Origin of the sequence: Chryseobacterium sp. SSA4.19, assembly GCF_022601875.1 — a bacterium.
GTDB lineage: Bacteria > Bacteroidota > Bacteroidia > Flavobacteriales > Weeksellaceae > Chryseobacterium.
The window spans coordinates 91,233-114,651 of the sequence record NZ_JAKVIP010000013.1 but is presented as its reverse complement, the minus strand read 5'-3'; the positions used below and the strand labels follow the sequence as shown (position 1 = coordinate 114,651).

The 23,419-nt window shown below is 37.6% G+C and carries 15 protein-coding genes; 11 read left to right on the top strand and 4 right to left on the bottom strand.

Translation table 11 applies throughout. The features are described from left to right. Positions 1-4: 4 nt before the first annotated feature. From metH to metF, 3 genes are read left to right on the top strand one after another with little or no spacing between them, the layout of a single operon-like run. Entirely contained in the window at positions 5-2,665 is a 2,661-nt protein-coding gene (metH, locus tag MKJ01_RS10955; RefSeq protein WP_241613831.1) for a methionine synthase, read from the top strand. 11 nt (positions 2,666-2,676) lie between these two features. Further along, the gene (locus MKJ01_RS10950; RefSeq protein ID WP_241613832.1) at positions 2,677-4,098 is read left to right on the top strand and encodes a P-loop NTPase fold protein; all 1,422 of its coding nucleotides are present in this window, start codon (positions 2,677-2,679) and stop codon (positions 4,096-4,098) included. Between the two features lie 3 nt (positions 4,099-4,101). Further along, the gene (gene metF / locus MKJ01_RS10945; protein ID WP_241613833.1) at positions 4,102-5,061 is read left to right on the top strand and encodes a methylenetetrahydrofolate reductase [NAD(P)H]; all 960 of its coding nucleotides are present in this window, start codon (positions 4,102-4,104) and stop codon (positions 5,059-5,061) included. A gap of 107 nt (positions 5,062-5,168) precedes the next feature. Here metF and MKJ01_RS10940 read toward each other — a convergent pair whose 3' ends face one another. Together MKJ01_RS10940 and MKJ01_RS10935 are read right to left on the bottom strand one after the other, a co-directional pair. After that, entirely contained in the window at positions 5,169-5,672 is a 504-nt protein-coding gene (locus MKJ01_RS10940; RefSeq protein ID WP_241613834.1) for a hypothetical protein, read from the bottom strand. 21 nt (positions 5,673-5,693) lie between these two features. Then, on the bottom strand, positions 5,694-6,848 hold the full coding sequence (locus MKJ01_RS10935) for a hypothetical protein (protein ID WP_241613835.1): 1,155 nt from the start codon (positions 6,846-6,848) through the stop codon (positions 5,694-5,696). 87 nt (positions 6,849-6,935) lie between these two features. Between MKJ01_RS10935 and folE the strand changes: the two genes are divergently transcribed. From folE to MKJ01_RS10900, 7 genes are all read left to right on the top strand, one after another. Further along, positions 6,936-7,604: a GTP cyclohydrolase I FolE gene (gene folE / locus MKJ01_RS10930; protein ID WP_241613836.1), complete on the top strand. Its 669-nt coding sequence runs from the start codon at positions 6,936-6,938 to the stop codon at positions 7,602-7,604. Between the two features lie 129 nt (positions 7,605-7,733). Then, positions 7,734-9,200: a cysteine--tRNA ligase gene (gene cysS, locus MKJ01_RS10925; protein WP_241613838.1), complete on the top strand. Its 1,467-nt coding sequence runs from the start codon at positions 7,734-7,736 to the stop codon at positions 9,198-9,200. A gap of 240 nt (positions 9,201-9,440) precedes the next feature. Further along, complete coding sequence (locus tag MKJ01_RS10920) at positions 9,441-10,607, top strand: T9SS type A sorting domain-containing protein (protein WP_241613841.1); 1,167 nt, start codon at positions 9,441-9,443, stop codon at positions 10,605-10,607. 122 nt (positions 10,608-10,729) lie between these two features. Further along, entirely contained in the window at positions 10,730-13,381 is a 2,652-nt protein-coding gene (locus MKJ01_RS10915) for a 4-alpha-glucanotransferase (protein WP_241613843.1), read from the top strand. 138 nt (positions 13,382-13,519) lie between these two features. Beyond that, positions 13,520-14,515, top strand: a complete 996-nt coding sequence (locus tag MKJ01_RS10910) for a hypothetical protein (protein WP_241613856.1) — start codon at positions 13,520-13,522, stop codon at positions 14,513-14,515. A gap of 179 nt (positions 14,516-14,694) precedes the next feature. Further along, the gene (locus MKJ01_RS10905; protein WP_241613858.1) at positions 14,695-15,156 is read left to right on the top strand and encodes a hypothetical protein; all 462 of its coding nucleotides are present in this window, start codon (positions 14,695-14,697) and stop codon (positions 15,154-15,156) included. 125 nt (positions 15,157-15,281) lie between these two features. Continuing rightward, complete coding sequence (locus MKJ01_RS10900) at positions 15,282-15,791, top strand: ferritin (RefSeq protein ID WP_241613860.1); 510 nt, start codon at positions 15,282-15,284, stop codon at positions 15,789-15,791. Positions 15,792-15,987: 196 nt separating this feature from the next. Here MKJ01_RS10900 and MKJ01_RS18840 read toward each other — a convergent pair whose 3' ends face one another. Further along, the gene (locus MKJ01_RS18840; RefSeq protein ID WP_302850486.1) at positions 15,988-18,972 is read right to left on the bottom strand and encodes a S8 family serine peptidase; all 2,985 of its coding nucleotides are present in this window, start codon (positions 18,970-18,972) and stop codon (positions 15,988-15,990) included. Between the two features lie 367 nt (positions 18,973-19,339). Beyond that, the gene (locus MKJ01_RS10885) at positions 19,340-22,480 is read right to left on the bottom strand and encodes an exodeoxyribonuclease V subunit beta (protein ID WP_241613862.1); all 3,141 of its coding nucleotides are present in this window, start codon (positions 22,478-22,480) and stop codon (positions 19,340-19,342) included. Positions 22,481-22,660: 180 nt separating this feature from the next. Between MKJ01_RS10885 and MKJ01_RS10880 the strand changes: the two genes are divergently transcribed. After that, complete coding sequence (locus tag MKJ01_RS10880; protein ID WP_241613865.1) at positions 22,661-23,407, top strand: hypothetical protein; 747 nt, start codon at positions 22,661-22,663, stop codon at positions 23,405-23,407. The last annotated feature ends 12 nt before the right edge of the window (positions 23,408-23,419 follow it).

Here is a 23,419-nt window from a genome sequence, read left to right as displayed (position 1 = left end):
ATTAATGAAATATTTAAGATTGTCAGGGCTTGAGCCTCTGATTATTACGCCGGAAAGTAATTTTATCAACGTTGGAGAACGTACCAATGTCGCCGGCTCTAAAAAGTTTTTAAGATTAATTAAAGAGGAAAAATTTGGTGAAGCATTGGATATTGCCCGCCATCAGGTAGAAGGCGGTGCGCAGATTCTCGATGTTAATTTTGATGACGGATTGATCGATGGAAAAGCTTCCATGGTTAAATTTTTAAACCTGATTGCTTCCGAACCCGATATCGCAAGGATCCCGATCATGATCGATTCTTCAAAATGGGAAATTCTGGAGGCCGGACTTCAGGTAGCGCAGGGAAAATGTGTGGTCAATTCCATCAGTTTGAAAGGTGGTGAAGAAGAGTTCATCAAACAGGCAAAAGCCATTAAAAGATATGGTGCGGCAGTAATTGTCATGGCATTTGATGAAGAAGGGCAGGCTGATACTTTCCAGCGCAGAATTGAGATTTCAAAACGGTCTTATGATATTTTGGTCAATCAGCTGAACTTTCCTGCTGAAGATATTATTTTCGATTTAAATATATTTCCTGTGGCTACAGGAATGGATGAACACAGAAGAAATGCCGTCGATTTTATCGAAGCCACCAGGTGGGTACGCCGGAATCTTCCATATGCTTCTGTTAGCGGCGGCGTAAGCAATGTTTCTTTTTCGTTCCGTGGAAATGATACGGTTAGAGAAGCGATGCATTCCGTATTTCTGTATCATGCGATTCAGGCGGGAATGAATATGGGAATCGTAAATCCTGCAATGCTGGAAGTATATGATGAGATTAATAAAGAACTTCTCGGATTGGTTGAAGATGTTATCCTGGATAAAAGGGAGGATGCCACAGAACGGCTGCTGGATTATTCGGAAAAGCATAAATCCGTTAAAAAAGAAAAAGCCGAAGACCTTGAATGGAGAACCAAACCTTTGCAGGACAGGATCACACATGCCTTGGTAAAGGGAATCGACCGTTTTATTGAAGATGATGTAGAGGAAGCAAGACAGGCTGCTACAAAGCCGTTGCATGTTATTGAAATTAATTTAATGACCGGGATGGGTGTTGTCGGTGACCTTTTCGGAAGCGGAAAGATGTTTTTGCCACAGGTCGTAAAGTCAGCAAGGGTGATGAAAAAAGCAGTTGCTTATCTTCAGCCTTTCATTGAAGCGGAAAAAGACGGTTCAAGGCCGGCCAACGGAAAAATATTAATGGCAACCGTAAAAGGTGATGTTCATGATATCGGTAAAAATATTGTGAGTGTGGTGTTAGGCTGCAACAATTATGAAATCGTAGATCTTGGCGTAATGGTTCCTGCCGAAAAAATTATTCAGGCAGCTGTTGAGCATAACGTTGATGTAATCGGCTTAAGCGGATTGATTACGCCAAGCCTGGATGAGATGGTGTATATTGCTTCAGAACTCGAAAGGCAAAACCTGAACTTTCCTTTATTGATTGGTGGTGCAACCACTTCAAAAGCCCATACGGCAGTAAAGATTGATTTGAAATATAGAAATGCCGTTGTTCATGTAAATGATGCCTCAAGAGCAGTAAATGTAGTAAGTTCATTGCTGGGAGACCGTAACAAAGAATATGTTTCGGAGTTAAAGAATGACTACTCGGATTTCAGGGAAAAATTCCTGAACCGGCAGGTGGACAAAGATTATGCAACCCTTGAAGAAGCTCGCAATAACCATTTTAAGATAGACTGGGAAAATGAAGAGATTTTTACTCCCAATCAGTTAGGTATTACCGTTATTGAAAATCAGGATTTAAATGAATTGCTGCCTTTTATCGACTGGTCACCGTTTTTCAGAAGCTGGGATCTGCACGGAAAATACCCGGCTATTTTGGAAGATGAGGTAGTTGGGACCCAGGCAAAAGAACTGTTCAAAGATGCTCAGGTTATTTTAGAAAGGATTCTTGATGAAAAATTACTCACGGCCAAAGCTGTTTTCGGAATCTTCAAAGCGAACTCTAATGAAACGGACGATATTATCATCTTTGATAAGCACCGTAATGAACAGATTAAGTTTTTAACATTAAGGCAGCAGGCCCAAAGGTCAAAAGGTAAAGATTATCTGGCATTAAGTGATTTTATCGCCCCTCAGAGTTCAGGGAAAACGGATTATATGGGAGCTTTCTGTGTAACGACAGGCTTCGGAACCGATGAACTGGCTGCTGAATATGAAAAATCCCATGATGACTATAATGCCATTATGGTAAAAGCTCTGGCAGACCGTTTTGCCGAAGCCTATGCTGAATTTTTGCATAAAAAAATCAGGACTGAATATTGGGGCTATGCCAACAAGGAAAACCTAAGCAACGAAGAACTGATTGCCGAAAAGTATAAAGGAATCCGCCCGGCACCCGGTTATCCCGCTTGCCCTGATCATCTGGAAAAGCATGCGATCTGGGATCTTCTGAAAGTGGAAGAAAATATCGGGGTATATTTAACAGAGAGTCTTGCCATGTTTCCCACTGCCTCAGTTTCGGGATATTATTTCGGAAGTCCGCACGCCAAGTATTTCGGACTGGGAAAAATCGCAGAAGATCAGCTGAAAGATTATTCAAAAAGAAAAGGCATTTCTCTTCAGGAAGCAAGGAAATGGCTGTCACCGAATTTAGCGGATTAAAAACTTTAATTATGGGAAGAGAATTAATAGAAAAGGTTTTTCAAAAATTTGAAAATCATTTAAATATTGAGAATAATAATAGAATTGTTTTCTCTGGGAAATTTGGAATTGGTAAGTCTTATTTTTTAAATGAATTTTTTAATGATGAAAAATATAACGATGAGTATTTTCCAATTTTTATAAATCCGGTAAATTACTCAATTGCTTCAAACGAAGATATTTTTGAGCTAATAAAATTTGATATTTTATTCCAAATCTTAAGTCAAGATGTAATTATTTTTGAAAATTTAAACTTTTCAAAAGGAAATCTTATTCATCAATATTTCTCGAATAAATTTTTAGAAGACTTTGTTTCAGCCTCTGATTTAATTGGAGAAAGCGTTGTTGAGGATAATGCATCTGGTTCATATGGAATACTTAAAAACTTAGGGAAATTAATAGCAAAACTTACACAACTGAGTGCACGGGATTTCAAAAATTTTGAAAATGAAATTCAAAAAAATCCAGAATTAGAGGTTATAAATAATTTTTTCAAAAAGCATGAAGGAAAAATTGGAAGTTTTTATGAAAATAATGCTATTACCCAATTATTATTTGAGCTTATTAAAAATATTGAACAAGAAACTAAGAAAAAAATGACTTTGGTCATCGATGATTTAGATAGAATTGATCCTGAACATATTTTTAGAATTTTAAATATCTTTTCTGCACACGATAAATTAGGTGAGAATAAATTTGGATTTGAGAAAGTTATTTTAGTTTGTGATATAAATAATATTAAACATATTTATCATCATTTTTATGGCGAAAATGTAGACTTTTTTGGATACATAAATAAATTTTATTCTTCAGAAGTTTATCATTATAAAAATACGGATTATTTACTTGCATTCGCTGATGATTTTGAATTAAGCAGAAGTAATTTTAGGGATGAAAACAAGAAAGAATTCTTTAAATTTATTTTTAGTGATGCAATTGAGAATAATTTTATTACAGCAAGGCAATTATTTAGTAATGATTTTTCATTCCAAAATATATTGAATAAATGTGATGATTTCTCTAATGTAGATCTAAATAGAACCTATTATAACGGCAGGAAAATAAATAATTTTTCAAGTTTTAGGAATCCATATTCTTTAGCGAAGACATTGCTGTATTTTTTTGGAGATGAAAAAATAATCTTAAATTTTATTAATATAATTGAAAAGCAACAGTTAATCTACTTAAAGGAAATCTTAATTTCTTTTCTTATGTTTTCTGAATTGAAAGTAGTAAGTGAAGCTAATACTATTTTTAGTGTAAAAGGCATAAATATGAAATCAAACAATTATGGAGACTATGAAATCACCGATAATTTCAAAATAGAAACTTTGGATTTAGTTGAAGTTTTTAAAGATATATTTAAAATAACTAAAGATATTATCATAAAATAAATAATGAAAATCACAGACCATATAAAAAAAGCAAACGGAAAAACATTATTCTCCCTCGAGGTGGTTCCGCCACAGAAAGGGATCGGGATTGAAGATCTGTACACAAATATTGACCCGCTGATGGAATTCAAGCCGCCGTTTATTGATGTGACGACTTCCAGAGAAGAATATATCTACATCGATAAAGGAAATGGTTTAATGGAACGCCGGATCACCAGAATGCGCCCCGGAACTTTGGGGATTTGCGCTGCGATTCAGCATAAATACAATGTAGATACCGTTCCCCATCTGCTTTGCGGAGGATATACCAAAGAAGAAACAGAATACCTCTTGGTCGACTGTATGTATCTGGGAATTGATAATGTGATGGCTTTAAGAGGAGATGCCATGAAAGGGCACCAGTATTTTGAGCCCAGTGTTGGCGGCCATGGAAGTGCCATGGAACTGGTCAATCAGATCAATGATCTGGGAAGAGGTAAGTATCTGCACAATGAAGAAAAAGAATGTGAAGAGCATAATAAATTCTGTGTCGGCGTAGCCGGCTATCCTGAAAAACACATGGAAGCACCGTCTATGAATTATGATTTAAAATGGCTCAAGCAGAAAGTGGATGCAGGGGCCGATTATATCGTAACACAGATGTTTTTTGATAATAAAAGGTTTATTGAATTTGTACAGAAAGCCCGCGAGATGGGAATCTCTGTTCCGATTATCCCCGGAATTAAACCGATTGCTACCAAAAAACATTTGAAAATATTACCTCAGATTTTTAAGATCGATCTGCCTGAAGAATTGATCAATGAAGTTGAGAAAGCAAAGAATAACGATGCTGTAAAGCAGATTGGGGTAGAATGGGCGATCAGCCAGTGCAGGGAACTGCTGGATTTCGGAGTTCCGGTTTTACATTTTTACTCAATGGGGAAAAGCGACAATATTAAAAAAGTAGCCGGTGAGCTATTCTGATAACGTAAAATGATATTTAATTGTAAAACCTTGTTCTTAACAAGGCTTTTTTAATAATAAAGGATGTTTTAGCAATTCGGCGGAGCCAAAGGCCCCGCCGAATTGCTTTAAATCTGATGCGTGACAGGCATTTCATTCTGATACATAACCAGCCTGTCGAAAACACTTTTTGTCGTAGGCTTTGAAGAATTGGTGTTGAAAATAAACATCCCGCTCTCAATATTGAAATAATATTTTTTCTCCTGATCTGCTATGGAAAACCATTTTAAAAGGCCATTGACGATATTGATGTCTTCCCATTTTATAAAGCTTTCATCCATAGCAAATACATGCGGGTTTCTATGCAAAGTATCTACAAAATGAATATTGCGGCCTTCTACATAAATCATTCCGCTTCCCTGGAATGCCTTAATCTTAAAGAACTCATTTTGCGCATTTCCCATGTTATAGCGTACAAAAGCATAATATTCGGGAGTACCGATCTGCTCCAGCAGGAGTTGCTGCTTTTTCTTCCTGCTTCTGGCGGCAAGATAGGCAATTAGGAAAATAAGCGCTGGAATAGAGAAGACGATAAAGAGAAATAAAATCAGTAAAATAATTAATGAATCCATAAGTTGCTGTTTTTTTTAATATTATAATTCAGGATGTCTCTCAAATTTTTTATTTCTGTCAAAAAGATAACGGTAAGTGGCTAGCTTGCGCGTTACGGTGGTATCGAGGCTTTCCGCAATCTTAATCATCTTAGGATTGAAGTCGCCGATCCATTGCAGCTCGGTTACCTTAAAATCCGTATGCTTTCTCAGATGCTGCGTCCCTTCCCAGATCATATAGCCTTCAAGGCCTTTCTTCTGCCACTCAGGAACAACACCAAAAACAAGACCAATCATCTTCTCGTTTTTCTTAAATTTTTTAAGCCATAAAAGCTTCAGTTTTTCCCAAAGCCCGAATTGTCCGTCCAGGTATTTAAACCATTGATTCAGGTCCGGGATATTTATCCACATCGCAACAGGTTTTTCATTTTCGTAGACAAACCAGGAAATATGTTCATTGATAATAGGTCTCATCATTTTAAACATTTTTATGGTCTTTGCTTCTTCTATTTGCTTCCCTTCCCCGTGTGTTGCCCATGCCTTATTATAAATTTCCGTAAAATCCTTTGCAAATTTTTCCAGACGGTCTTTCTGCATGGGTATTGCTGAAAGATTCGGGTTTTTTGTGTGCTTGGAATGCATTACGGTAAATACCCTTGATACTTCAGCAAAAATAGGTCTTGAAAAACACAGTTGTTCAAAATAGATATTGAATCCATAGTGTTCAAAAAGATCTTTATAATAAGGGAAATTATAATTCATTCCATACAGGGGTTCGATAAAACCTTCGGTCAGCAATCCCCAGAACTTGTCACGTTCTCCGAAATTAATCGGGCCGTCCATTGCTTCCATTCCCCGCTGCTGAAGCCATGCCTTGCAGTGGTCAAAAATAAAGTTTGCTGTTTCTTGGTCATTAATACAGTCAAAAAAACCGATCCCTCCGGTTGGCTGAGCCTGTTTATATAGAGGATTCACAAAAACAGCGACTTTTCCAACGATCTGATTTTGTTTGTTTTTAAATAAATACCGTGTACAGGTCCCGCTTTTGAAGAATTTGTTTTTTTCAGGATCAAAGAATTCTTCAATATCCTTATTCAAGGGTCTGATATAATTCTTATCATGCTGATAAAGCCTTAACGGGAACTCTAAAAATTCCTTTTTCTGATTTTCATTCTGTACTTCTTCAGCAATAATCATAAGGCGTAGATTGAAAGGTGATTTTTAATTTAATTTGAAATAAACAAAACAGATATTATCCGTATTTTTGCTGCAAATTAAATAAAAATGGTTGATTTTACGGATAACGACGATGATATTTTCACGGGAAAGGAACATACGCCTATCAGGAAAGATGCTTTTGATAAATCGCCAGAGGAGAAAATAGAGAAAATTACAGGGCTTTTTAGCGAAATCATGGAAACATTAGGCCTTGATATGACTGATGATTCCTTGAAGGATTCACCGAAGCGTGTTGCCAAAATGTATGTCAATGAAATTTTCGGAGGCCTTCTTCCGGAAAATAAGCCGGGAATTTCTACCTTTTCCAATAAATATAAATACCGGCAGATGCTGGTAGAAAAAGATATTACCGTATATTCATTCTGTGAACATCACTTTTTGCCGATTATCGGAAGGGCACACGTTGCTTATATTTCGAACGGTGAAGTGATCGGTCTTTCAAAAATCAACAGAATCGTTGATTATTATGCAAAAAGACCGCAGGTTCAGGAAAGGCTGACCATGCAGATTGTAGATGCGTTAAAAGAAGCGTTGGGAACAAAAGATGTGGCCTGTATCATCGATGCAAAACACCTTTGTGTAAATTGCAGGGGAATAAAAGACACCGCAAGTTCTACGATTACGGCAGAGTTGAGCGGCATTTTCAGGACCAATCCTATCACCCGTCAGGAATTCCTGCATTATGTGGGAAGCCATGCGAAACTGGACTATTAAATTCAATACTGATGATAAAATTTAAAAAAGTTTCATATAAGATTTTTGTAATGACAATTATTTGTTGCGACACAATTTGTTTCAATTAATTTTAAATCTTATAATCATTAATCTTTTAATTTTAAATCAATGCAATTAAAAATATATAACTCGCTCGCAGGAGCAAAAGAAATATTTAAACCCATTCTTGAAGGAAACGTTGGAATGTATGTCTGCGGGCCTACCGTATACAGCAACGTGCATTTGGGAAATGTACGGACATTTCTCTCTTTTGATTTTATTTACAGGAGTCTGACGCATTTGGGTTACAAAGTAAGGTATGTAAGGAATATTACTGATGCCGGCCACCTTACCGATGATGGAGATGTTAATAATGACAGGTTTGTGAAGCAGACCCGTCTGGAAAAACTGGAACCTATGGAAATCGTACAGAAATATACGGTTGATTTTCATAAAGTATTGGAGATGTTTAATTTATTGCCTCCGAATATCGAGCCCACAGCAACGGGGCATATTGTTGAGCAGATTGAATTGACTCAAAAGCTCATTGAAAAAGGATTTGCTTATGAAAGCAACGGTTCCGTTTATTTTGATGTGCTGGAATACAACAGCAGAGGATTGAACTATGGTGAATTGTCAAAAAGAAATATCGAGGAGCTCTTCGCAAATACCCGTGATCTGGACGGGCAGGGTGAAAAGAAAAACCCTCAGGATTTTGCCCTTTGGAAAAAAGCGTCTCCAGCGCATATCATGAGATGGAATTCCCCTTGGGGAGAAGGTTTTCCGGGATGGCACCTGGAATGTACTGCGATGAGCACTAAATATCTGGGCGAAACTTTTGATATCCACGGAGGCGGGATGGATTTAAAATTTCCCCATCATGAATGTGAAATTGCCCAGGGAAAAGCCTGCAATGATGCTGCTCCGGTAAATTACTGGATGCATGCGAATATGCTGACCATGAATTCCCAGCGTATGAGTAAATCAACAGGAAATTATATCTTGCCGATGCAGCTGGTAACCGGAGAAAATGATTTCTTTGAAAAGCCTTTCCATCCGTCGATTGTGCGTTTCTGCTTTTTGCAGGCGCATTACAGAAGCGTACTGGATATTTCTAATGATGCAATGATTGCCAGTGAAAAAGGGTTTGTCAGATTAATGGAGGCTGTTAAAGTGCTTGGAAACGTAACCCCTGCTGATGAGAAGCAATCCGGTTTCAGTATAGAAGAATGGAAAAATAAAGCCTATGATGCCTTGACGGATGATTTCAACTCTCCGGTACTGATCGCGCATTTATTTGAGGCAGTAAAATACATTTTTGCTTTAAAGGACGGAAAAGAAACTATTACGACGAAAGACCTCGAAGATTTAAGGTCAACCTTACATGCTCTTATTTTCGATGTATTAGGTTTACAGACCATCGAAGAAAATAACAATGAAAAGCTGGACCAGACGCTGAAAGTTCTCATTGAATTAAGAAACCAGGCAAGAAAGTCTAAGAATTTCGAGCTTTCAGATCAGATCCGTGATAAGCTTCTTGCTGAAGGGATCGAGCTGAAAGACGGAAGAGACGGAACGTTTTACATTCTGAACTAAAAATAGTAACGATTGATAATATCAACTCCCGCAAATCTGTGGGAGTTTTTTCTTTATTGAAAGAAAGTTCATAAAATTGCATGATGGATAAGTTATTTAATTTGCGTTAATATTCACTTAAGATTCTTCTTTATGATTAATTGAAAAATTAGAGTTCAAATCTGAAAATTTCTATCAAGCGATCTGAAAAATGCGTAACTTAGTCATAGTAAAATCATTACGAATCCAAATAACTGTACTATGAAAAAACATTTACTTCCTTTATTTTTAATGTTATCAGCCGCTAATATCTATGCACAGCAAGATTTTTTTGCGCTCACAGGAAAAGATACGCCCAGTATAATCTTCAGTGATTTCAGGGTTATTGACGGAACTACCGGTGTTTCCGGAGACAAGGTATTTACCGCTGATACGCCTGCAAAAGTATTTTCGCAAAACCGGGGCGCGACAGTTACGGAAGATAAAAATACCTATAATAATTCCCAGGCAGTCAATATGGCAACACTGGCTTATGATCCTTTTAATAATAACCTGGTTTATATGCCGATGTTTTCTTCAAATATTTATGTTTTAAATTCAAAAACCAAAGAAATTACTTTGGTGGAAAACAATGTGGCCCGGATCAGTCCGTGTGACATCAGTTCTCATATGACCAGAATGGCAACAGGTTATGACGGACGTATTTATGCTCTTAACAATGCCGGAACCCAATTTCTGCAGATCAGCAGAAAAGGAAACCAATATACGGTAAATGATCTTGGTATTATTAGGGATGACGCTTCCAATGGGAAAAATTCTTTTACCACTATTGAAAGCGGTTTCGGAGGAGATATGATTGCGGATGCAGAAAATAATTTCTATGTTTTTTCCACTTCAGGAAATGTTTTTAAAATTTCAACGAAAGAGCTTAACGCTAAATTTATAGGTAAAATTACAGGGATTCCGGATAATTATTCAGTCAACGGTTCTGCCGTGAATTCAAAAGGGAAAGTCGTAATTGCCAGTGCCAAAGGAGCTCCTTTATACGAGGTAGAAATGAATACTTTACAGGCTGTTCAATTGGCAGGTGAACAAAATCTTCATATCTATGATTTGGCAAGTAAGTATTTTGTGAATGATAAATCTGTTTCAAGCAGCGTTTTTGCTAATATTGACGTTTATCCGACAAGAGTAAATGAACAGATGATCAATGTTAGCGTTAATGATACATCAGTAAAGGGAAATATTAAATTTGCCGTTTTTGATTTGTCCGGTAAACAGGTAACCAGCCAGAATTTATCCGTAAAAGGAGGATTGTTAAATCAGCAGGTTCATCTTAAAGGCCTGGTGAGCGGAGCATATTTAGTCAATATTACGGATGAATCAGGAAAAATATTGTTAAACAAAAAAATTATGGTGACAGAATAATCTGTCATTTCAATTAAAAAATGAAACCTTTTCAGTATTGAGAAGGTTTTTTTAATAAATATTTGATATTCATGAAGTTTTATTTTTCAATATTAAGATGTATTTTTATAAAAAAATAGATAATGAAGCTATACTTTAATGTAGGTTACAGCGTGAAAGCGGGAGAAAAACTACAGTTGATAGTCACTGAAGAAGGTGCTGTATTCAAGACTTATCCTATGTTTTATACCCAAAATGATTTATGGAAATGCGAGATCGATTACTTTTCAAAATCCGTTTCTTACCGGTATCAGCTGGTCGGTGAAAAAGGGAATGTCCTGAGAGAAGAATTTGCTCATCATTATCTTAATTTTCCCCATAACTATAAGGAATTTGTAATTTTTGACAAGTGGAATAATAAAAATTTCCCGGAGAACTATTTAAATAATAAAATCCTTCACAATAAGCTGAATGCATTTAAACCTGAGAGAATTTCAGTGTTAAAAAAGCATACCCATTTATTCAGGCTTGAAGCTCCTGTTTATAACCCTAACTGGAAAATTGTGCTGTTTGGAAGCACGCCTTCTTTAGGAAGCTGGCAATATGAAAATGTTCTTCATTTATATCAGACCCGTATTGGGGTCTGGGAAGTTTCTGTAGAAATTCCTGAAAATGAGCTCATCCAGTATAAATATGGGCTTTATGATATTGAAAAACAGGAAGTAATCGATATTGAAACAGGTGAAAACCGCTTTGCTTTACCCAACTCCTCAAAAGATGCTTTACAGATCGTTTCAGATCACTATTTTAAATTTAAGCTCTACCAGATGTATCATGATGCGGGAGTGGCTATTCCTGTGTTTTCATTAAGAACAGAGGATGGCTTTGGAGTCGGGGAATTTTCTGATCTTAAAAAGCTTGCAGACTGGACAAAAGAAACGCAGCTTGGGATCATTCAGATTTTACCTATTAATGATACCACGGCCAATTATTCATGGACGGATTCCTATCCTTATGCAGCAGTCTCTGTATACGCGCTGCATCCACAGTATATTTCTTTAGAGAATCTTGATTTTAAATTACCGGAAGATATTCTTCAGGAATATGAAAAAGAAAAAGCAGAGCTTAATGCCCTGGAATTAATTGATTACGAAAAAATGATTTCCGGAAAGTGGAAATACCTGAAGACGGTTTTTACGACCAACAAGGATAAAATTTATAAAGACAGGAACTTTAAGAAATTTATTAAAGACAATGAAAGCTGGCTCATCCCGTATGCTGCATTTTGTGTATTGAGGGATAAATATAAAACGCCGAATTTTACCGAATGGAAAACCCATAAAAAATACGTAGCAGGAAAGATCGCTCCTTTTTTTAACATTAAAAGTAAAGAGTACGAAACTTCTATGCTTCATGCATGGGTGCAGTACCAGCTTCATCAGCAGCTTAAAGATGCTATCGACTATATTCATAGTTTAGAAGTTTCTGTGAAAGGAGATCTGCCGATTGGTATTTACAGGTATTCTGTGGAAGCATGGACAGAGCCGGAATTATTCGGGATGGATTTTCAGGCAGGAGCACCACCGGACCAGTTCACGGAGCTCGGGCAGAATTGGGAATTTCCGACGTACAATTGGGAAGCCATGAAAGCCAATGATTACCAGTGGTGGAAAAACAGGTTCAAAGCATTGGAACAGTATTTTGATGCGATGAGGATTGATCATATTCTAGGATTTTTCAGAATCTGGAGAATGCCGGTTTCCGCTACACAGGGAATTTTAGGATATTTTTATCCTGCCGTTCCTGTAACGCTTGAAGAATTCAACGCCCGCCATATTCCGTTTAATTTTGACCGATACTGCCAACCATTTATTAATGATCAGATCTTATTGAATTATTTTGGGGATAATAAGGAGGATGCGCTGGTGTTTATGGACGATCATCAGAATGGAACCTACGTATTTAAAGAAGAATTCAACACCCAACGGAAATTGACTGACTTCTTTAAGAAAAATCCGCACGGCCCGATTGAAGAGCAGCTGATTGCATTGTGCGCAAATGTATTATTCTTAATTGAAGAAAGAAACGGGCAGATTGTATATCATCCGAGATTCAATGTCTATCATACGGATTCTTACCAGCATCTTTCAGACTGGGAAAAGAAATCCATCTACGATCTTTATCAGGATTATTTCTTCGTACGGCAGGACCAGCTATGGTATGAGAAAGCCATGGAGAAACTTCCGGTTATCCTTAACGCAACCCAAATGCTGATTTGTGGTGAAGATCTTGGCCTGGTTCCGGACTGTGTTCCGGTAGTGATGGATGAGCTGGCTATTATTGCGCTTAAAGTGCAGCGTATGCCTTCAGATCACCTTCCTTTTTACAGTCCTGAAAAGGCCGGTTATATGAATGTAGTGACTGCTTCTTCTCATGACAGCTCTACATTGAGGCAATGGTGGCAGGAAAATCCGATTTTAACGCAACGTTACTTTAATGAGCAACTGGTTCAGTACGGAAAAGCTCCTGAGGAAATGGATGCCCGTCTCGCTGAAATCATTATGAAACAGCATCTTTATAATGATGCCATGCTGGCTATTTTCCCGATCCAGGAGTTCCTGACAACCGATAAAGAACTTACGAATATCGAAATGCATAATGAAAGAATCAATAACCCGGCGGTTTTTCCACACTATTGGAGGTATAGAATGCACCTTAAATTGGAAGATCTGAAAGGACGGTCAGATTTTAACCGAAAGATCGCAGACTGGGTGATCAACAGTGGAAGATCGTAAATTTAACATTTGATTATCAATTAATTAATAACAAATATAAAGAAGTTTTATCATAGGATTTAACTTCTTTTTTTTATTTATATCAAAAAGATAGAAATAGGATATTCTATTATATACTAACCAATTAACGGCTATAAAATGAAAAAAATATTAATCAGTTTTGCTTTGGGCATAGCGACTTTAGCTCTTGCTCAGCAGTATCCGGATAACGGATGGGATGATGGAGGATATTATCAGAATGATGGAGGATATTACAGTGACCAGGATGACCAGAATTACTTCCCTGATGATTATTATTACAACTATCCTCAGGATTATTATCCTAATACTTATTATCAAAGCAATTACAATGACTACAGGAACAGTATTTCAAGCATCAACTGGAATTTGTTCTTTAATCAAAACAGACTGGCGCCATGGCAGATCGATCAGATTATAAGGCTGAACAATCTGTATTCAGGTTTTTCCACCTGGAATAATTTTTACAGATACAACCCTGACAGATGGTATTATGACCGATTCTATGCACTGGAAAGAATTATGGGGCCAAGGGTCTTTGTGATTTTCCAGAATAATTATTACAGAGGATACAGCCCGGTAGTGTATTTCCAGAATTACAGAAGATCACATTATGCTGCCATCTGCAGACCAATGCCGCGCTACAGAAATATTAACATCAATTTATACAGGGTAGACCGGGTCAGATTTCGCAGAATGGATAACCCGACGATTAATATTGTAAGAAGCCAGAGACCTGATAACGGTTTCAGAGGACCGGTGAGAGATGGAAATAACGGCGGAAGTTTCCGTGGACAGGCTGAGAACAGGAATAACAATACCGGTTTCAGAAATGAAAACAACGGGATTCGGAATAGCGGTGGGATAAGAAACAGCGGAGGCTTCAGGACAGAGCGTGCTGAAAATAACGGAGGCATAAGAAATAATAATGGAGGAGGATTTCGAGGGAATGGCGAAGTAAGGAGAGAGGAAGCCCCGAGAAGAGAGAATAACGGCGGCGGCTTTAGGAATGAAGGAGGTTTCAGAAGAAGTGAAAATTCAGCACCGAGACAGCAGAATAGTAATGGAGAAAGAAATGGTAACCGTGGTTTCAGAACCGGATTTGCAAAAAATTAATTTTCATATATTATATTTAAGTGGTGTGAAGGGCAGGTCTTATGATCTGCTCTTCTTTTGTTTTTGTGCTTTGGTTATTTAATAATAAATTTTAACATATTTTGTGAATTTTGTTGTTTAACTTTTATTTTAACTTATAATCAAAAAGATATATGACAATTAATTTAATTTTTAAAAATATGAAAAAGTTAGTTTTAGCAATAGCGTTTATCGGAACAGGAAGTTTTGTAATGGCTCAACAAACTCCGCCACAGGATAAAGGAGAAAGAAGAGCGGAGATGCACCAGAGATTTCAGGAAAGAGAAAAGGAACATTTGGACAAGCTGCAAAAGGATCTCAATTTAAATCAATCTCAGGTAGCACAGATCAAAGCACTACATGATAAGAGAAAAGCTGAGATGAAAGCTGATTTTGAGAAAAACAAAGATCAGCGACAAGCTAAAATGCAGGAGATGAAAGCGAAAAGAGCGCAGATGGATGCAGATATGAAGCAAATTTTAACTCCCCAGCAATATGATAAATGGCAGGCTGACAGAAAAGCTAAAATGGAACAACGGAGAATGGCGATGAAAGAAAAAGGATTGAAGGGAGAAAAAAGGCATAAACCAATGGATATGGCAGCTCCGGATAAAAATAAGTAGTTTATAGTTTAAGTGTTTTTAGTGTGTTAAGGGACGGGATTTATTCCGTCCTTTCTTATTAAACTTGTATTAAAACTTTTGATTTAGGGTTTTATTCCCTAATTTTGACTGTAAATTTATTACTTATGGTTAGCGAGAAAATTGCAAAGTTAATTAACGAACAAATAGCTCACGAACAATATGCTGCACAATATTATCTGTCAATGTCTGCCTGGTTTTCAGCAAAGGATCTTGACGGAATTGCCAATTATTTCAGGGTTCAAAGCAAAGAGGAGCTGATGCACGCTGATAAAATGTTTGATTATCTTAATGATGTAGGCGGGGAAATTATTATCGGGGAAATTCCGAAACCTCCACATGAGTTCATCGGGGCCATTGATATTTTTGAGAAAGCACTTGAACACGAAAAAAAAGTAACAAAAAGCATATTCAATATTGTAAAAAATGCTAATGATGAAGGTGATTTTGCCACGACTTCTTTTTTACAATGGTTTATTAATGAGCAGGTAGAAGAAGAGGCAAGTGCTTCCCAGCTGGTAACAAAAATAAAAATGGTAAGTGATAACCCTTCCGCTTTATATCTTTTTGACCAGGAGCTTGCACAGCGGACTTTTGTTCCGGACCCGAAAGCTTAAATTATCAATATACATTTATTTTCACGTTAAAAAAGTTTCGGGAATATCTATAATTCCCGAAACTTTATTATAAAAGAGGCTTGTAATGTTATAGAGAAAGAATTAAAAATATCCAGCATTGATAATAAGTCTGATTTTTTCACAAAAAAACCTGCCTCATATTGAGACAGATTTTATTTTGTTTAATAAAAACTGATTAATGCTTTACAATCAGATGGATGGATTTCTTTTCAGAATTAGCCAGAATACTGATTACATATACTCCATTTGGAAGTTCTGAGATGGAAAAATTCTTTTTACTGGTTCCTTTTCTCATCATTTCCGAGTTCGAAATGGTTTTAAGCGTTGTTCCATTGTAATCTGCTAACAGAACGGTAACTTTTGCATCTTCTCTCAGGTGAAATTCTAAAGCCGCTTGAGAAGAAGCAGGATTTGGAGATAATTTTATATCCTGTAATACCAAAGACTGCATTTTTGCCTGTCTGCATTTTTCATCACAGTATGGCTCACCTTCTTCAACATCTTTCTCATTAATTGTGACAAGAAAATGGCATACACTTCCATACAGTTCATCTGAATTATCTGTAAGAGTCTGGGTCACGGCTAAATCATACTCTTCAGTGCTTGAAATGCTTGCCGAGGTCTGGAAGGTTATTTCAACAGGCAGATATTCATCAGACTTCAACATGATGTTTCCTATAACGGCGTTTGTAGGATCAAGGATCATCAGTTCACGTTCATCGTAATTAAATATTTCCATGCCATCGAGCTTTTTACCACCGCTTTCCCATCTTTCCCATCCTAGCTGATTTAGTTTGATAATAATACGCGTTATACTTTTAAACGGTACGTTGGAATCTTTTATCAGGTTAAACCTGATATCAAACGGCTTATCATTTTCAAGATAATTTCCGAAGAAAAATCCTGATTTTTTAGGGAAAGTCCCGCTGAGGCTCACCAGTTTGGTATTCCTGGTCACCACATTATTGTTATTGGTTACATTAGGCTGTATCGGAGCATTAGGGCCTGGGTTTTCATTGTACATAGGATCGCCCGGCATTGCAATTCTTCCCAGGAAGCATACTACGTTATCAGTCAGGCCGCCATAGATTGCAGGATTGACAGGAGTCCATTTAGCATCAATAATATAGGTCTGTCCCGGAGCCAATGCCGGAATTTTGAATCCCTGTCCTGTAGCATAGGTATTTGAAGAATTGAATCCTGTGTATGGAGTCGTAAGTTCTCCGCCTGCAGAAAATCCGTTTATTAGCTGGATTCCGTTCCATGAATTAGGCCATGTTTCACCTGTTGATCCCATTGTCCAGTACAGTCTTGCAAAGCCTGGTGCTGAGGTTGTACATCCGATATTTCTTACCCTGAATCTCATCACATTATGTCCAGGCCCAATATATCCCGGATCCTGATGTGTCAGGTTCAGGAAAGCGCTGTTGGTACGTCTGTTCCAAAGATCCGGACTCTGGTAAATATTGGCCCAGGTCGTAGCAGAAGGGTTGGGCTCCAAACCTATATCTGCAGCACTGTCAAATGCAGCAAGACTGTAGATGCTTTTTGCTTTAACAACAGCAGCATAGGCATTTACCAATCCGTAACCCATCTGATTATGCCATGTACCGTTGGATCTTCCGGAAGTGCTTGCATAAGAATAAAGGTCGGTTCTTACTTTTTGGGCAGTCTGCTCAATAATATCACGAACCTGCTGAGCGGTTAAGCACGGATTAACAGATAGGATCAGTGCAGCAACCCCTGCGATAACAGGACATGCAGATGAAGTTCCGTTAAAATCCGGAGTATAATCGGAAGAAGTATAGCCGTTGCTTCCCTGCCGGTCTGTTGTCGGCATCTTTACTCCCGGAGCCATAATGTCAAGTTGTGTTCCGTAACAGCTTCCCCAGCCTTCTCCATCACATGAAGTAGGACTCTTTCTCTGTCCACAAGGACTCATTGCTCCTACCACAAGAATTCTGGGATCCCAACCTCCTGGATATCGGATATTGGTGTTGTTTTCATTGCCGGCTGCGAAGACAACTACCATTCCTTTTCCGCCTCTTCCATTAACCAAAGCATTGGTAATCGCATTTTCAATAATAACAGACGGAGCATATCCTCCCCATGAGTTGCTGATGACCTCAACACCATTGGCTGTTGCCCAGTTAAAGCCGTTCGCCAGCTGCTGGGGTGTATCTGCAAAAGTAAGGTTGATGCTTATGGATATGAGCTTTGTTTTCGGAGCCACGCCACTTACTCCTAGATTGTTGTTTTGGACAGCTCCTGTGATTCCTGCACACGCAGTCCCGTGATTTCCTCTTACTACAGATGGCGAGGTATTGGTCTGTGCGTCATATCCTGTTCCGAAAACATTAGCGGCAAGATCAGGATGATTCATTTCAAAGCCATGGTCAAAAATAGCAGTCTTTACATTAGCGCCTGTAGATAAAGTCCAGGCCTGTTCTGCCTTGATGTCTATTCCTGCGTAAGCTGATCCGTATTGTCCTGTATTTTTAAGCGACCACTGGCTCCCGAATGAGGGATCGGCAGATGCTTCAAGATTATGATACATAAATTCAGGTTCCGCAACTTCAAAGTAACCGCTTTCATAGAATAGGTTGGACATTTCTATTGCATTGGCAAAAGTTGAGTTCTTCGTACAGGATACAGTAAACCATAAAGGCATGTATTCATTATATCCTAATATTTCTGCATTATGTTTTTCGGCCAGTTCATTTAATCGGTTTATATCATTCTTTGATTTGAGTTTTACGTAAAAATTATTAGACAGACCCATCTTCTGGCCTTCAGAAGTCAAGAAGCAAGGAGAAGCGATAATAATGTCTTTATGTATGTTTTTTTCTGCTATGCTGGCAATGTATTGATCATCTGAAATCGTGGGATCAGATTCTATTTCCACATAAAATGTTTTGGTGTGGTCATCTGCCTTTTTCCCTTCTTTTAAAAGTGAGTTGCTGGCAAAGGTTTCTACAACGGGGGTCTTAGCCTTAAATACTTTTGCGGCATCGGTAGTAGTGGATGTAATGGCAATTGAAGATTTATCCAATTGTAGATTATACTTCTTTCCATTGTAGTAATAAAAGTATTTGGACTGCGCGTCTACGCTTATAAACATAAGAAGCAACAGGATAAAGGATAGTAGTTTAGTTTTCATATTTTTTTTGTTTAATGGTTAACTGTTTTAAAAATCTGAAAATGAAAAAATCAGGGTGGATGCATAGAATTTGTTATCATGTTTTAATAATTAGTTTTATGTTTTAAATTGCTCAAAGTCAATAAGTAAAGATTGATAAATAAAGTTATTGGAAATAAATCACAAGAGATAGCAGCATTAATTAAATGCGAGGAAATAATGTGTAAGTGTTGGAAATATCAGGATAAGTGTAACACTCAGAAATGAAAGGATTTTCTAAGTTGGGTTTTGTTCGTCATTCAGTAATAAGACCTTTATATTTTAATCACATCAAAATATAGGTCAATAGCAGATAATAAATGAATGTCTGGACTTTACGTAGAATGTATTATAAGTAAATGAGCTGTGTTTTAAGAACTTTTCTTCCTAATTTTTCCAGAATATTTTTATAGTTTTCAATCTGCCTTTCATCTTTGCGGTTTTCTTCTCCGGTTTTGAAATCAACAATAATGTAGCCTTCATTATTCTTCAGCAGGCGGTCAGGCCTGTAAACCCGGCTCTCGCCGTTCTCTGAAATCATAATGTCCCTTTCATTGATAATCTCCCATTTTCCGTCAAAGAATTCAGCATATGTTTCGATGATCTGATGTAAATCGTGACTGATCTGCAAGCTCTCTTCAACACTGATCTGTCCTTCCAGTACATAACATTCCAATACCTTTCTGATATCTGCAGCCGTATTGATCTGTGACAACAGTTCGTGTACAAAAAGGCCTATTCTTACCTTTTTATTCTTTACCTGGTAGTTTTTTGAAGGAGTAGCAATTTTTATCGATGTGCTTTTTTCATCTATATTTTTCAGGATCCGAATGTCTTTTGTTTTGAAGGATGAGGTTTTATCCTTTGTACGCTTTTTCAGCATATCAGGATGGGTGTCATACAGGTCGAACTCATCCAGGTTGTCTGTATTTTTAGATTGCAGAAATTCTAAGAGCTCTAAATTATTCGAGGTTTTATTGGCTTTCTGGATATAAAAAAACAGCTGCTCAACCGGACGTGTTGTAGCCACATATTGAAGGCAAAGCCTGTCTACAAAATTTTTATAGGAATTCTGCCTGTTAAAGTGTTGTATTTCTTCATCATATACTTCCAGATTTTTGCTGAAATGATTGATATTTACCGATTTTAATGCAGTATCCTGTGTGGTGTCAAACCAATTGGTGAATTCTGAATCACGGTTTTTATTCATCATCGGGATAAAGACAACCGGGAATTCCAATCCTTTTGCCTTGTGGATGGTCATAATCTGTACTGCATCAATATTTTCTGAAGCCTGAATCGTATAGGTCGAAGCTTCTTCATCCCAATATTTTAGAAATTCTTTTGTGCTGGCCCCTGCATTTTGGGTAAAGTTAAAGAGCATTTCCAAAAAGTTGAGAAGAAAATCCGTTTCTTTATGCTCTACTGAAAATTCATTGATGTAATACTCCACAAAATTATACAAATTGAACCTTGGAAAATTATCCTGTTTCAGACGTAATGCATACGTATGGTGAATAAACTGTAATACATCTTCATGTGATTCAATATTCAGGATTTCTTTCATTTCCAAGGTAAAATCTGCCATGTGGATTCTTCCCAATTTATTCAGATAATACATCATCATAATCAGATTGGGCCTGTTTTTCGGATTGGTCTCCCATTTTAAAAACTCAATCACCGCTTTCAAGGTATTGGACAATTCCAAAGTAAGACCTTTGTCTGAAATGGTTTTGATGTTGGTTTTCTCTCCTTTATAAGTTACTTTAAGATTTCCCAGCTTCTGTGAATAACTGAAAATATCAAAATTGCCGCGGCAGAGAATGGTGATGTCTGAAAATTTAAAACCGTTGTCTAAAATTTCCTGGATATCTTTCCGCATCCTTTCAGAAGTATCAGTATAAAAATCTTCATTAGTTAAGTTTTCAATCAGATTTACTTTTACCCGGCCTTCAATTGAGGATTTCGGATTCTGCTCAGCATCTGTCCCGAAAATATTTTTATGCTCTTCCTCCAAAGTATCTGAATGAAACCGATACAGATCATTGTTGAATGCTACAATGTTTTTTGCACTTCGCCAGTTGTCTTTCAGCACAAACAGTTCGGCTTCTTTAGGAGAAATCTCTTTTTTGTTGATGATATCGAGCATCAGTTTGCTTTCTCCGCCACGGAAACGGTAAATACTCTGCTTGGGGTCGCCCACCAGGGTAAAAGAAGTATTCTCCGTGGATACGGAATGATCTCTCAGCGGAAGGAAATTCTGCCACTGAAGCTCAGAAGTATCCTGAAACTCATCAAAGAAATAGTGCTGGAACTGTGAACCCACTTTCTCATAAATGAAGGCAGACGGCTCGTTCCTGAGATTCTCATTGATAAGAATATTGAATTTTGAAAGTAAAACGAGATCATTTTCCTCTTCAATCTTTTTAAGCTCATCCTGGATGTCCTTGTTTACTTTCAGGGGAAGAAGCGCCGATAAGATTTTCTCTTTTTTCTGTGTTTCAATATACAGCAAAATCAGCTTCATCCTGTTATCCAGCAGCTGATCCAGGATTTCAAAAATATCAGATTCCTTATTTTTTGCTTTGGAAGAAGCCCCTTTCCGGTAATTATTCACCACTGATTCTTCTGCTGTTGTCGGGAAAGGAAACCCCGGCCTTTTTTGCTGGTAAAAGTCGATGACTTTTGTGAAAAAACCGCCTATCCCGTTTTTTCCCTGCGCAAAATCCTCGATTTCAATATTTCTGGATTTGAATAGCTCTATGGATTCTAGAGCCAATTCTACAGCTTGTTTTTTGCCGGCTGAAATTTCTTTCCGCAATGTATTTTTTATATTTTCATAATTGGCCGTATCAAAGTCTTTGTTGTTTTTAAGATGTTCATAATGAATATCTTTTACAAATTCTTTTGCTGAGCCGTAGAGGCTTTTATTTAAATTGATCCTTTCATTATTCTCCAGGCTGTAATCCACATAATCCATAAATGAATCGGAGATCATTTCATTTTCCCCGATCTGGTCCAGCATTTTGTCAACCGCTTCAATCAAAAACGGCTCTGCCTCAATCTCAAGATTAAAATTTTTAGCCAGACCCAGCTCATGTGAAAAGCTTCTTACCAGCCGGGAATTAAAGCGGTCTATGGTTCCGATGTTCAGTGTAGAATAATTGTGGAGCACATAATCCAGCATTTTTTTTGCACGGTGGTGCAGCTCATCAATGGTAATTTTTAAGCCCTGTTCTTCAAAAGCTTTCTGAATGTTTTTCAGATCTCCGTTTTCTGCAAAATTATCCGCGGAAAAGTTGCCCAGCCAGGTCAAGATCCTTTCCTTCATTTCATTTGCCGCTTTGTTGGTAAACGTCAGCGCCAGAATATTCCTGATCGAATGCTGCTGATTCGGATAACGCAGGCAGATCATCAGAAGACGCTGAACGAGCGCATATGTTTTCCCCGAACCAGCCGAAGCATTGATGACAGTGTAAGAATTTTGCATTTGAGAAGGAATTGAGAATGCAAGTTAGCTAATTTTTAAATGAAACTTTAACAATTTGCAAAGGCTATTTAACAGTTTTAAAACCAAAACTCTAAAAGAAATCCTAAAACACGTTAACTGTGGTTAAACTTGTGGAAAAAGTAAAAAATAACTTTAGTTTTGTCTCATAAAAAACAGCCTGTGAAACTTAAACTATTCTTTATTCTATTTACTTTTTTTTTCGTCCACACCAATGCCCAGGATTATATTTTCGGGAAAACTACTTCTGAAGACCAAAATGAGCTTCCCGATGTAACCGTTATCAATATCCGGACAGACGAAAGGGTCTTCACCAACCGTGACGGACATTTCATGATTTCGGGAAGGGCAGGAGATGAACTGCGTTTCGTAAAAAACGGATACGAGCGTTCTAACCGGAAAATAACAAAAGAAACAATAAGCGCTCCCGTCAATGTCACCTTAGTAAGGGCGGCCACGCTGATTGCCGAAGTTGAAATCAAAAAAGAAATAACGGGAGACATCAGGATTGATTCCAGAAATATGAATCCGCCGAAGAAAGTTCAGAAACTGAAAAGTGATCTGGCTGTTTATATGTCACAAAAATCTGATCCGAGAATAATGGCTGCAAGGCCCGGCGAATTTGTTCAGCCGAAAGGGCAGGGATTTTCCATCGGAAAAGTAAAAAACAAGTGGGATGATATAGATCTTACCAATTACCTGGCCAATGCTCTCGGAGAACAGTATTTTATAGATTTGAAAATTGACAAAGTACTGGTCCCGCATTTTATTCATTATGTTTTAGCCGGAGGTTTCGAGAGAAAGAAAATCCTGAAATATGGTTTCTGCAGTGATGCCGATCTGATGAGGTTTCAGAGAGCGGTTCTCATGAGAATTTCATCCTACAGAGCACCGCAAACGCAAAGATAACCTGAATGATCA